The sequence below is a fragment of the Pseudomonas sp. NPDC089996 genome, from assembly GCF_044748405.1.
Classification (GTDB): domain Bacteria; phylum Pseudomonadota; class Gammaproteobacteria; order Pseudomonadales; family Pseudomonadaceae; genus Aquipseudomonas.
In genome coordinates this window covers 1-12,501 of the sequence record NZ_JBIVGA010000002.1, presented here as the reverse complement: position 1 = coordinate 12,501, position 12,501 = coordinate 1, and the positions used below count along the sequence as shown (strand labels likewise).

General features: G+C 64.0%; 11 protein-coding genes. 4 read left to right on the top strand and 7 right to left on the bottom strand.

The window, feature by feature from the left end; all coding sequences use genetic code 11:
- Window positions 1-102 precede the first annotated feature (102 nt).
- The gene (locus ACIPW4_RS03010) at window positions 103-1,317 is read left to right on the top strand and encodes a YeeE/YedE family protein (RefSeq protein ID WP_400654641.1); all 1,215 of its coding nucleotides are present in this window, start codon (window positions 103-105) and stop codon (window positions 1,315-1,317) included.
- Between the two features lie 32 nt (window positions 1,318-1,349).
- Window positions 1,350-1,820: an OsmC family protein gene (locus tag ACIPW4_RS03005; protein ID WP_400654640.1), complete on the top strand. Its 471-nt coding sequence runs from the start codon at window positions 1,350-1,352 to the stop codon at window positions 1,818-1,820.
- A gap of 53 nt (window positions 1,821-1,873) precedes the next feature.
- Here the strand turns inward: ACIPW4_RS03005 and ACIPW4_RS03000 are convergent, their stop codons facing one another.
- A complete protein-coding gene (locus ACIPW4_RS03000) occupies window positions 1,874-2,203 on the bottom strand; it encodes a hypothetical protein (protein WP_400654638.1) in 330 nt (109 codons plus the stop codon).
- 74 nt (window positions 2,204-2,277) lie between these two features.
- Window positions 2,278-2,928 carry a DUF998 domain-containing protein gene (locus tag ACIPW4_RS02995; protein WP_400654636.1) on the bottom strand — a complete coding sequence of 217 codons (651 nt, stop codon included), beginning with the start codon at window positions 2,926-2,928 and terminating at the stop codon, window positions 2,278-2,280.
- 185 nt (window positions 2,929-3,113) lie between these two features.
- Between ACIPW4_RS02995 and ACIPW4_RS02990 the strand changes: the two genes are divergently transcribed.
- Window positions 3,114-3,863: a FadR/GntR family transcriptional regulator gene (locus tag ACIPW4_RS02990; RefSeq protein WP_400654634.1), complete on the top strand. Its 750-nt coding sequence runs from the start codon at window positions 3,114-3,116 to the stop codon at window positions 3,861-3,863.
- Window positions 3,864-4,016: 153 nt separating this feature from the next.
- Here the strand turns inward: ACIPW4_RS02990 and ACIPW4_RS02985 are convergent, their stop codons facing one another.
- From ACIPW4_RS02985 to ACIPW4_RS02965, 5 genes are all read right to left on the bottom strand, one after another.
- Complete coding sequence (locus ACIPW4_RS02985; protein WP_400654631.1) at window positions 4,017-5,597, bottom strand: aldehyde dehydrogenase (NADP(+)); 1,581 nt, start codon at window positions 5,595-5,597, stop codon at window positions 4,017-4,019.
- A 167-nt stretch (window positions 5,598-5,764) separates the two neighbouring features.
- A complete protein-coding gene (gene garD, locus ACIPW4_RS02980) occupies window positions 5,765-7,318 on the bottom strand; it encodes a galactarate dehydratase (RefSeq protein ID WP_400654630.1) in 1,554 nt (517 codons plus the stop codon).
- A 79-nt stretch (window positions 7,319-7,397) separates the two neighbouring features.
- Window positions 7,398-8,762 (bottom strand): MFS transporter, encoded by a 1,365-nt coding sequence (locus ACIPW4_RS02975; RefSeq protein WP_400654628.1) that lies wholly within the window; start codon window positions 8,760-8,762, stop codon window positions 7,398-7,400.
- Between the two features lie 103 nt (window positions 8,763-8,865).
- Complete coding sequence (kdgD, locus tag ACIPW4_RS02970; protein ID WP_400654627.1) at window positions 8,866-9,777, bottom strand: 5-dehydro-4-deoxyglucarate dehydratase; 912 nt, start codon at window positions 9,775-9,777, stop codon at window positions 8,866-8,868.
- Between the two features lie 384 nt (window positions 9,778-10,161).
- Window positions 10,162-10,971, bottom strand: coding sequence for a gamma-glutamyl-gamma-aminobutyrate hydrolase family protein (locus ACIPW4_RS02965; protein ID WP_400654624.1), 810 nt, complete (start codon window positions 10,969-10,971; stop codon window positions 10,162-10,164).
- Between the two features lie 400 nt (window positions 10,972-11,371).
- Here ACIPW4_RS02965 and ACIPW4_RS02960 point away from each other — a divergent pair, with 400 nt between their 5' ends.
- Window positions 11,372-12,397 carry an Ldh family oxidoreductase gene (locus tag ACIPW4_RS02960; protein WP_400654622.1) on the top strand — a complete coding sequence of 342 codons (1,026 nt, stop codon included), beginning with the start codon at window positions 11,372-11,374 and terminating at the stop codon, window positions 12,395-12,397.
- Window positions 12,398-12,501: the final 104 nt, after the last annotated feature.

Below are 12,501 nucleotides of genomic sequence, written 5' to 3'. Positions count from 1 at the left end.
CCGCTGGGAGCGGGTTTACCCATTAAGAGGCCAGTGCAGGCAACACAATCCACCTTTGGGGTTATACTCGCCCCCCCGTTTCACTGTAATCCGAGTATTTCAATGGGTCTTTCCGCAACCGCCACACCCGAACCGCGCCGCCTCGGTGCGCCCTTGATCGCACTGGCCCTGCTGCTGGCCGGTGCCTGGTTCCTCAACCTCAACGCTGGCTTCAAGCAGGTGCTGCTGCTGATGGTCGGCGCTGCCCTGGGCCTGACGCTCTATCACGCCGCTTTCGGCTTCACCTCGGCCTGGCGTGTGTTCATCAACGAGCGCCGCGGCGCCGGCTTGCGTGCGCAGATGGTCATGCTGACTCTGGCCGTGCTGCTGTTCTTCCCGGCGCTGTCGGCCGGCAGCCTGTTCGGCACTCCGGTTACCGGCCTGGTCGCGCCGGCGGGTGTGTCGGTGGTGTTCGGTGCCTTCATCTTCGGCATCGGCATGCAACTGGGCGGTGGCTGTGCCTCGGGCACGCTGTTCACGGTCGGCGGCGGCAATGCGCGGATGCTGGTGACTTTGCTGTTCTTCATCATCGGTTCAGTCACTGCCACTCACCATGCCGACTGGTGGTTCGCACTGCCATCGTTCCCGGCCACTTCGATTGTCCAGGCCTGGGGCGTGATCCCAGCGCTGCTGGTCAGCGTTGCCGTGTTCGCATTGATCGCCTGGGCCACAGTGGTGATGGAAAAGCGCCGCCACGGCGCCCTGGAGGCCCCGGTGAGCAGCGAGCACCAGGGCCTGCGCCGCTTCCTGCGTGGCCCATGGCCGCTGCTGTGGGGCGCGATTGCCCTGGCCTTGCTCAACTACACCACCCTGGCCCTGGCCGGTCGCCCCTGGGGCATCACGTCAGCCTTTGCACTGTGGGGCGCCAAGACGCTTTCCAGTTTTGGTGTCGACGTCGGCAGTTGGGTGTTCTGGCAGGCCCCGGCCAATGCCAAGGCACTGGCTGCGCCGCTGTGGCAGGACATCACCACGGTGATGGACATCGGCATCGTGCTTGGCGCGTTGTTGGCGGCAGGCCTGGCCGGCCGCTTCGCGCCCAGCCTGAAAATCCCGCTGCCATCGCTGATTGCCGCGGTGATCGGTGGCCTGTTGCTGGGCTATGGTTCGCGCCTGGCCTACGGCTGTAACATCGGCGCCTACTTCAGCGGTATCGCTTCGGGTAGCGTGCACGGCTGGCTGTGGCTGATCGCGGCTTACGCCGGCAACCTGATCGGCGTGCGCCTGCGCCCGCTGTTCTTTGCCGGCGAACGCCGCCCGGTGGCACTCAGCGGCTGCTGAAACGATGTGATCAATTGGACAAGGAGGTTCGAATGGCGCAATACACCGCCCATGTGGCCTGGGCTCGCGACGGCCAGGATTTTCTCGGTAACCAGTACAGCCGCCGGCACCTGTGGCGCTTTGACGGCGGCATCGAGGTGCCGGGGTCGTCGTCGCCCCATGTGGTGCCGTTGCCCATGTCCGATGCCTCGGCCGTGGACCCGGAAGAGGCGTTCATCGCCGCGCTGTCCAGCTGCCACATGCTGTGGTTCCTGTCGCTGGCGGCCAAGCAGCGCTTTTGCGTCGAGCACTATGCCGATGACGCAGAGGGAGTGATGGCACGTAATGAGACAGGGCGCATGGCAATGACCGTGGTCACCCTGCGGCCACGGGTCGAATTCTCCGGCGGGCGCCAGCCCACGCCGGAGGAGCTTGAACACTTGCATCATCTCGCCCATGAGGAATGCTTCATCGCCAATTCGGTGAAGACCAAGGTGCGTTGCAAGCCGGTCTATCTCACCTGAAATCTTAAATAAATCGCATTAGTTTTGTGTTCTAACTAATTGATTTCATTCAGCTATCGTTGCACGAGCGTGTGCTGTATGCACTGTTCGTAGTACGTCTGCCTGATCGCCGCTGGCTTGAGTTGTGAACGGCTGTTGTAGGTCTGTTCGGTAATCCCCATGGCGGTCATGCGCATCCAAGGTTTGGCGAACCGGCGCACCTGCAGCTTTTTGCGGGTGGCGTAAAGGGTGACGCCAGAGAGTTTGGCCTGCTGCGCCTCGGCGGCGATCTGCGAGCCCCATCCACAGGTTTGGCGGTCATTCTGGCTAAGCGCTTTGGCCTGGGCGCCAAAGGCGGCAGTGGCCAGCAGGCAGCCGGCCATCGTTGCTAGAAATACTCGCATGTTGCTGTCCTAAGCATTTGAAGATGAACGGAGTTTGCCTTCGCTTCAGATGCCTGGGGGCCAGTATTTTCGAATCAGGTAGTGGCGATGCGAAAGCGATTTGCCAGTGCCGGGTACAGGCTGCACAGCGCCAGGCCGGCGATCCATATCACCGACACGCCATAATTCAAACGCTGATACAGCCCGAACAACTGCCCGCTCTGGGCGGCTTGGGCCATAAGCACAGCGGTGACCACCGCGGCAATCAGGCACACCAGGGAAAACCAGCCCAGGGCCTTTGAACCGGCCAGGCGCTTGCCTAGCCGTACCCATAGTGCGCTGGCCAGGGTCAACGAGAGAAACATCACCAAGCCGCAGAGGTTGTGCAGTTGCTGCGACCTCGACGGCTCGGCGGGCGCGCAACCCTGGTCGCAAGGAAAAAGACCCGTGCCGAGGCTGCCCAGGCCGTGCAGCAGGATCAGAGCAGCGCTTAGCATTGCCAGCTTCGATGTGCGCCAGCGTCGCGCAAGGCCCAGGGCGAACAGGACGAAAAGCAAGGCGAGGGGGAAGTTGTTGAGCAGTGGTGACCAGTCTTGGGTCGGGGCACCTGTGGCGCCGAGCTGACTCATGGCTTGTTGCAAATGGTCATAGCCGGGGTAGGCCTGCGCCGTCAGCCAGACGCCGGTCAGCAGCCAGAACGGGATGAGCAGGCCGCAGGTGAGCAGAGCACGGTCGAGCGATTTCATGCGGGACGTTTCCTTCCTTGGAAAGACACCTACTTTACTGACTTCACCCGTGCCTGTCCCGGGCCTATCGCTGGCAAGCCGGTTGCCACAGGTACTGTACTGCGAGAAATACCGCGTCGGGTGTATGTGATCGTACAACTGCTTGCGCTATCATGACGGCTGTCTTTCAAGGTGAAATACAGGGCATGACAGAGCAGCAGGTACAGGCAAGGACCCGGCGCAAGCCGCGCAGTCTGGCCCAGGAACTGGTCACGGTGCTGACCGAACGCATTCGCAGCGGCCAACTCAAGCGCGGCGACAAGCTGCCGACCGAATCGCAGATCATGGCCGAAGAGGGCGTCAGCCGCACCGTGGTGCGTGAGGCGATCTCCCGGCTGCAGGCGGCCGGGCAGGTCGAGACTCGCCATGGCATCGGTACTTTCGTGCTGGATACACCGGCGACCGGCGGCTTCCGTATCGACCCGGCGACCGTGGTGACCTTGCGCGAGGTGCTGGCGGTGCTGGAGCTGCGTATCGCCCTGGAAATCGAATCGGCGGGCCTGGCGGCGCAACGGCGCAGCGACGAAGAGCTGGCCGGCATGCGTGCAGCGCTGGATGAGCTCAACGAAGGTGCGGCGCATGCCACCGATGCAGTGTCGGCGGATTTCCAGTTCCACCTGCGCATCGCCCAGGCCAGCGGCAATCACTACTTCGCCGACATCATCAACCACCTGGGGACCAGCATCATTCCGCGTACCCGGTTGAATTCGGCGCGCTTGGCCCACGATGACCAGGCCCATTACATGAGCCGGCTGATGCACGAGCATGAGGCCATCTATGAGGCCATTGCCAGGCGCGACAGCGAAGGGGCGAAGATGGCCATGCGCATGCACCTGAGCAATAGCCGTGAGCGCTTGCGCCAGGCCCATGAAGAAGCCGAGGCACAAGGGGCCTGAGCCCTGTCGAGTACAGGACCCAGGCGGCAGCTTAAAACTGTCCAACTTGTGGGGGGGCAGTCCACTCTGTGGGAGCGGGTTTACCCGCGAAGAGGCCAGAACAGGCGATAAAGAAAAGCCCCGCATGTGCGGGGCTTTGTCATTTCAGGGCATTCAGATCGAACCCTCGCTCCACTGCCCATTGACCAGGCGGCGCAGCCCCAGCGGGTTGCCGTCACGCAGTGCTTCCGGCAGCAGCGCCTGCGGGTAGTTCTGGTAGCACACCGGGCGCAGGAAGCGGTCGATGGCCAGGGTGCCGACCGAGGTGCCACGGCCATCGGAGGTGGCCGGATACGGGCCGCCATGGACCATCGCGTCACACACTTCCACACCGGTCGGGTAACCATTGACCAGGATGCGGCCGACTTTCTCTTCCAGCAGCGTCACCAGCCAGGCGTAGGCTTCGAAGTCCTCCGGCTCGCCGATCAGGGTCGCGGTCAGCTGGCCACGCAGGCCGAGCAGGGCGTCACGCAGTTGCGCATCGTCCTTGACCTCCACCGCCACGGTGGTGGGGCCGAACACTTCTTCCTGCAGCAGCGGGTCGGCCTCTACCAGCAGGCGGGCATCGGCCTTGAACAACTGGGCACGGGCCTGGCTGCCTTCCTGAGCCTGGCCGGCCAGGTGCTCGATACCAGCGTGGGCGTGCAAGTGCTCCAGGCCGCCCACATAACTGCGCAGGCCGCCGGCATTGAGCATCGTCTGCCCGGCCTGTTGGTCCAGGTGCTGGCCAAGGTCGGCGAGCAGCTGGCTGTATTGCGTCGACTGCAGGCCGATCACCAGGCCCGGGTTGGTGCAGAACTGCCCGGCACCCATGCACACGGAGCCGGCCAGCTCACGGGCGATGGCTTCACCGCGCTTGACCAGGGCGCCAGGCAGGATGATCACCGGGTTGATGCTGGACATCTCGGCGAACACCGGGATCGGCTGTGGGCGCTCGGCGGCCATGCGGCACAGGGCATCACCGCCCTTGAGCGACCCGGTAAAGCCGACAGCCTGGATGGCCGGGTGCTTGACCAGCGGCTCGCCGACACCCGCGCCGAACACCATGTTGAACACACCCTTGGGCATGCCGGTACGCTCTGCAGCGCGCTGGATGGCGCAGCCGACCAGGTCGGCGGTGGCCATGTGGCCGCTGTGCGCCTTGAACACTACCGGGCAACCGGCGGCCAGGGCCGCAGCGGTATCACCCCCAGCGGTGGAGAAGGCCAGCGGGAAGTTGCTGGCACCGAACACGGCGACAGGGCCTACGCCGATGCGCATCTGGCGCAGGTCCACCCGCGGCAACGGTTGGCGCTCGGGCAGGGCCAGGTCGATACGGGCACCGAGGAAGTCGCCACGGCGCAGTACCTGGGCGAACAGGCGCATCTGGCCGCTGGTGCGGCCGCGCTCGCCCTGGATACGGGCGGCAGGCAGGGCGGTTTCACGGCAGACGATGGCGACGAAGGCGTCGTCTAGTTCGTCCAGTTCGGCAGCGATGGCGTCGAGGAACTCGGCGCGGCGAGCGGGCTTCAGGTTGCGGAACTCGACGAAGGCGGCAGCGGCGGCCTTGGCCGCCTGGTCCACTTCGCCTTCGGTGGCTTGGGCGAAGCTGTAGGGCAGGGCCTCGCCGGTGGTGGCGTCCAGGCTCTGCAGGCGCTCTGGGCCAGCGGCGCTGCGCAGGCCGGCAATGAAGTTGTGGCCGAGGATCTCAGGCATGGGGTGCTCCTCTAGATAGGTGAAGGTAAAAGCGTGATTGGCGGGTTTGCTTGACCCCTGTGGGAGCGGGCAAGCCCGCGAACACCGGCGGAGCCGGTGCCATGCACCGTGTTGGCTGCTTCGCGGGCACGCCCGCTCCCACAGGGGAGGCGAGCAAGCCCCAGGCATCAGGTAATCGGTGCGGGATTGAACAGGGTGATGTCGTTGTGCAGGCGGTGCTGTTCGGCCCAGGTCTGTTTACGGCCGCTGGCCACGTCCAGGTAGTAGTGGAACAGCTCCCAGCCCAGCTCCTCGATGGTCGAGCGGCCGCTGGCGATGCGCCCGGCATCGATGTCGATCAGGTCGGGCCAGCGCTGGGCCAGTTCGGTACGGGTGCAGACCTTGACCACCGGTGCCATGGCCAGGCCATACGGCGTGCCGCGGCCGGTGGTGAACACGTGCAGGTTCATGCCGGCGGCCAGTTGCAGAGTGCCGCAGACGAAGTCGCTGGCCGGAGTGGCGCAGAAGATCAGGCCCTTGCGGTTGACCCGCTCGCCTGGGCCGAGCACGCCCTGGATAGCGCCGCTACCGGACTTGACGATCGAACCGAGGGACTTCTCGACGATGTTCGACAGGCCGCCTTTCTTGTTGCCCGGCGTGGTGTTGGCACTGCGATCCGCCGCGCCTTGCTGCAGGTAACGGTCGTACCAGTCCATCTCGCGCACCAGGGCATCGGCGACGTCCTGGTTTTCGGCGCGTGAGGTGAGCATGTAGATGGCATCGCGCACTTCGGTCACTTCCGAGAACAGCACGGTGGCGCCAGCGCGCACCAGCAGGTCGGCGGCGTAGCCGAGTGCCGGGTTGGCGGTGATGCCGGAAAACGCGTCACTGCCGCCGCATTGCATGCCGAGGATCAGTTCGCTGGCCGGCACGGTCTCGCGGCGGCGCTGGTCGAGCTTCTTCAGGCGGGTTTCGGCCAGTTCCATGATCTGTTCGATCATTTCCACGAAGCCCAGGCTGGCGTCCTGCAGGCGGTACAACCAGGGCTCGCTGAGGTCCACCGACGGGTCGTTGTCGTGCATGACCTGGCCGGCCTGGAGCTTTTCGCAGCCCAGGCTGATCACCAGCGCCTCGCCACCGAGGTTGGGGTTGCGCGCCAGGTTACGCACGGTGCGGATCGGGATATAGGCGTCGCGGGCGTTGATCGCCACGCCGCAGCCGTAGCTGTGGGTGAGGGCGACCACGTCATCGACGTTGGGGTATTTGGGCAGCAGTTCGCTGCGGATACGCTTGACCGCGTGTTCCAGCACGCCGGTCACGCATTGCACGGTGGTGGTGATGCCGAGGATGTTGCGGGTGCCGACGGTGCCGTCGGCATTGCGGTAGCCTTCGAAGGTAAAGCCGTCCAGCGGCGGCAGGGCGTCCGGTACCGCGTCGCAGCGTGGCAGGCTGTCCAGTTCGGGGGCGGCGGGCATGGCCAGCTGGCTTTCCTGTACCCAGCTGCCCTGGCGCAGGTCTTCCAGCGCATACCCGATGATCTGCCCGTAGCGGCGCACCGGCTCGCCCTTGGCGATCAGCACGGTGGCAACCTTGTGGCTCTGTGGCACGCCTTCGACCAGGGTCAGGCCATCGGCGAAGCGGGCGCCTTCGCCCAGGCCGCCGTCGTTGACCACCACCACGACGTTGTCGTCGTCGTGCAGGCGGACGTAGCGGGGCGAGTCGGAATGTTCGATCAACTGCATGTTGGGGCCCTACTTGTCAGGTTCTCAGGCTTTTTGTACATCCGCCCGCACAGGCTGGAGCCTGCGCGGGCGTGTTCACTCAGTGCCGCGAGCTGGCCAGTTCGCCATTGGCGGCCGGCTCAGGCCGAGGCTTCGGGGCCTCGTCGCGCAACTCGATACGCTTGATCGGGCCAACGATGACCAGGTAGCTGAACACTGCCACCAGGGCGTTGGCGCCCACATACACCAGGGCCCACTTGAACGAGCCGGTGGCGCTGATGATGTAGCCGATCACGATCGGGGTGGTGATCGAGGCGATGTTGCCGAACGTGTTGAACAGGCCACCGGACAGCCCGGCGATCTGCTTGGGCGAGGTGTCTGCCACCACCGCCCAGCCCAGCGCGCCGATGCCTTTGCCGAAGAATGCCAGGGTCATGAAGCCAACCACCATCCACTCGGCGTCGACATAGTTGCAGAAGACCATGGTGGTCGACAGCAACAGGCCGCAGACGATCGGCAGTTTGCGCGAGAAGGTCAGCGAGTTGCCGCGACGCAGCAGCCAGTCGGAGATCACTCCGCCCAACACGCCACCGATGAAGCCGCACACCGCCGGCAGCGACGCGATGAAGCCGGCCTTGAGGATGGTCATGCCACGTTCCTGCACCAGGTACACCGGGAACCAGGTGAGGAAGAAATAGGTGATGGCGTTGATGCAGTACTGGCCCAGGTACACGCCCAGCAGCATGCGGCTGGTCAGCAGTTGCTTGATGTAGCCCCATTTCGGGCCGTCGTTGCCGCGCTTCTGGTCCATGTCGACCAGGCCGCCGTTCTGCTCGATGTGTTCGAGTTCGCTCTGGCCGATGCGTGGGTGCTGGCGCGGGTTGTAGATGGTCTTCAGCCATACCATGGAGAACACGATGCCCAGTGCGCCCATGACCACGAACACGTGCTCCCAGCCGAAGCTGAACACGATCCAGCCCATGATCGGGGCGAACAGGGCGGTGGCGAAGTACTGCGCCGAGTTGAAGATCGCCGAGGCGGTGCCGCGTTCCTGGGTCGGGAACCAGGCCGCGACGATCCGGGCGTTACCCGGGAACGACGGGGCTTCGGCGAAGCCGACGAGAAAGCGCAGGGTGAACAAGGTGACCACGGCCCAGGCCACCGGCAGGCCGCCGACAAAGCCCTGCAGCAGGGTGAACAGCGACCAGGTGAAGATGCTGAAGGCGTAGACATTTTTCGAGCCGAAGCGGTCCAGCAGCCAGCCACCGGGGATCTGCCCGGCCACGTAAGCCCATCCGAAGGCGGAGAAAACATAACCCAGGGTGACGGCGTCGATGCCGAGGTCTTTCTGCAGGCTGGAGCCTGCGATGGCGATGGTTGCGCGGTCTGCGTAGTTGATCGTGGTCACCAGGAACAGCATGAACAGGATCAGGTAGCGCACATGCGTCTTTTTAGTCGCTTGCATGCTGGCAATACTCCCACTAGTTATTTTTGTGCGGGCTCACGAGTTGTAGCCGGAGCGGGGCAGGCCCACTCCGGTTGCGGCAATGGCAGGCCGCAGGGTGCGCTTATTGCGGACCCATCTTGTCCATCAGTGCTGCGAGCATTTCGTACTCTTCAGCGGTCAGGTCGGTCAGCGGGGTGCGCACCGGGCCTGCGTCGTAACCGGCGATCTTGGCGCCGGCCTTGACGATGCTCACGGCGTAGCCGGCCTTGCGGTTGCGGATGTCCAGGTACGGCAGGAAGAAATCGTCGATGATCTTGGCCACGGTGGCGTGATCGTCGCGGGCGATGGCGTGGTAGAAGTCCATCGCGGTCTTGGGAATGAAGTTGAACACCGCCGACGAGTAAACCGGTACACCCAGTGCCTTGTAGGCCGCAGCATACACCTCGGCGGTCGGCAGGCCACCCAGGTAGCTGAAGCGGTCACCCATGCGACGACGGATCGACACCATCAGTTCGATGTCGCCCAGGCCGTCCTTGTAGCCGATCAGGTTCGGGCAGCGCTCGGCCAGTTGCTCCAGCAGGTTGGCGTTCAGGCGGCAGACGTTGCGGTTGTACACCACCACACCGATGTTGACCGATTTGCACACGGCTTCGACGTGGGCGGCGACACCGTCCTGGCTGGCTTCGGTGAGGTAGTGCGGCAGCAGCAGCAGGCCCTTGGCGCCCAGGCGCTCGGCTTCTTGCGCGTATTCGATGGCCTGGCGGGTGGAGCCGCCGACGCCGGCGAGAATCGGCACCGATTTGGCGCAGGTGTCGACTGCGGTCTTGATTACCTGGCTGTATTCGCTGGCAGCCAAGGAGAAGAACTCGCCGGTGCCACCGGCGGCGAACAGGGCGCTGGCGCCGTACGGGGCGAGCCATTCCAGACGCTTGATGTAGCCAGCCTGGTTGAAGTCGCCCTGGGCATTGAAGTCGGTGACCGGGAAAGACAGCAGGCCGTGGGAGAGGATGGATTTCAGTTCTTGTGGATTCATTGTTGTAGGCATCCTGTGGCGCTTGGGGTGTAGGGTGTTGTTCTGCGTTGGAGGTAAGTTATCGTACAACTTGCACGATGACTAGTCCCCCTGCAGAAAATTTTTGTGAGGGCGCCCAGGTGATCGGTTCAAGATTTGTTTTGGTGCGGATATCGAGCGCCGCGCGGGCGGCGCTCGAACTCGCAGGCGCAGAAAATCTGACGACTATCACTTAGTAGTCATCGTATCTCTTCAGGGGGGAAGGAAAAAACGATCGCGGAGACAGGCACAAGCCCGCCGCCCGCTTCCACGGGAAGTATTCTGGGACCAGCAGAGGGTGACCGGGGAAGCGGGGGCGACCTTGCGCCGCCCCGCGATCAAAGCTAACGAAGCTGAAACCGAGTGTCAGGCAGCCTGCTGGCGCTTGATCTGGCTTTTGCGCACCTGGGCGCGGCAGGCATCACCGAAGGCCTTGAAGATCTTGATCGAATCAGGGTTCTTCGCCGCTTGCCATTCCGGGTGCCACTGCACGGCAAACAGGAACGGCGAGAGGCTCGGGGCGTGGATCGCCTCGACCAGGCCGTCTTCGGCGTGGGCGATCGGTTCGATGCCGGCACCCAGGTTACGCAGGCCCTGGCCATGCAGCGAGTTCACACGGATCTCGTCGGTACCCAGGGTCTCACGCAGCCAGCTGCCTGGCTTGATCTTCACACCATGCACCTGGGCGTATTGCACGTCTACCGGATCTTCCGGGTTTTCCCGGTGGTCGTTGAAGCCAGGCTCGGCGTAGACCTTCTGGTAGATGTCGCCGCCCAGGGCAACGTTGATTTCCTGCATGCCACGGCAAACGCCGAAGATCGGCAGGCCGCGCTTGATCGCAGCCTTGACCAGCGGGATGTCGAACAGGTCGCGGTTCTTGTCCTGGCCCTTGCCGGGGGTTTCGTTCTCCTGACCGTACAGGGCCGGGTCGATGTTGCTGCCGGCACCGGTCAGGTACACGCCGTCGGCCATGTCCAGATAGGTCTCGAGGTCTTCGATGCCACAGCAGGTGGGCACCAGGACCGGGACGCAATCGGCGAAGTCGACCAGCGGGGTGATGTATTTGTGGGTCATGACCTGATAGTCATGGCCTTTGCGCTCTTGGCTGCCCATGGTCATCAGGACGACGGGTTTGCGCAGGGAAGGTTGCTTGTTGCCAATGTTGCTGTTGGACATATGTCACCTTATGACAGGGCTCTGCCTGTCGTTGTTGTGCAGGTGCACGGCCGTTGGCCAAGATGTGCTACCTGAAACCCCGAGCACTGCCGGCTCGTCACTGGAAGATTCCGGTCGGGGCTTGTAGATAGCTTGCCAGAGCCGTTCGATATGTCAAACGAGCAAAAAGCGGTTAAGGCGCCTAAATTCGGGGGCTGACCCCTTGCGAGCCTGAGCCGGCAAGGGTTTGGCAGGGGGTAAGGTCAATTATATTTAACGACGCAGTTGGTTCATTGCAGCGCTGCAATAATCGCATTCCACCAGTTGCCCTCCAGGCCTTGCATTGCGTACCCCGAGGTTGGCATAACCCATCGAGCGGCAGAAACGTCCCGTCATTCCAATTCCAAGAAAGGAGCTACAGATGTCCGCACCCTCCGCCAGCCCATTAGTGCGCGTGCCCTTCGACGAACTGCAGGGGCTGTTGCAAGCGATTTTCCAGCGCCACGGCTGCAGTGAAGCGGTGGCCAGCGTGCTGGCCCACAACTGCGCCAGCGCCCAGCGCGATGGCGCCCACAGCCATGGCGTATTTCGTATCCCCGGTTACGTCTCGACCCTGGCCAGCGGCTGGGTCGATGGCCATGCCACACCGCAAGTGACCGATGTGGCACCCGGCTACGTGCGCGTGGATGCCGCCGGTGGCTTCGCCCAGCCTGCCCTGGCAGCGGCGCGGGGGCTGCTGGTTGAAAAGGCTCGCAGCGCCGGCATCGCCGTGCTGGCGATCCACAATTCGCACCATTTCGCCGCGCTGTGGCCCGATGTCGAGCCCTTTGCCGATGAGGGCCTGGTGGCATTGAGCGTGGTCAACAGCATGACCTGCGTGGTACCCCACGGTGCGCGCAAGCCGTTGTTCGGTACCAACCCGATCGCCTTCGCCGCGCCGTGCGCCGGGCATGATCCGATTGTCTTCGACATGGCCACCAGCGCCATGGCCCATGGCGACGTGCAGATTGCCGCACGCGCCGGCCAGCGATTGCCCGAAGGCATGGGCGTGGATGCCCAGGGCCAGCCGACCACCGACCCCAAGGCGATTCTCGAAGGCGGCGCGCTGTTGCCGTTTGGCGGGCACAAGGGCTCGGCGCTGTCGATGATGGTCGAGTTGCTGGCGGCGGCGCTGACCGGCGGGCATTTCTCCTGGGAGTTCGACTGGTCGGGCCACCCTGGGGCGAAAACCCCTTGGACCGGGCAGCTGATCATCGTTATCGACCCGGGCAAGGCCGAAGGTGACCGGTTTGCCCTGCGCAGCCGGGACCTGGTCGAGCATATGCAAGGCGCCGGGCTGTCGCGCATGCCGGGCGAGCGCCGCTACCGTGAGCGCGAAGTGGCTGAGCGGGAAGGGGTGGCGGTGACTGAACAAGAGTTGCACGGCCTGAAAGAACTGCTTGGCTGAGCCGGCCCTTTCGCGGGTAAACCCGCTTGTATGGTAGGACTTGAAGGGAGGAGGAGGGACATAGCTCGCTTCTGACTGTTCGCAGCAGTACAGACCGTGGGAGA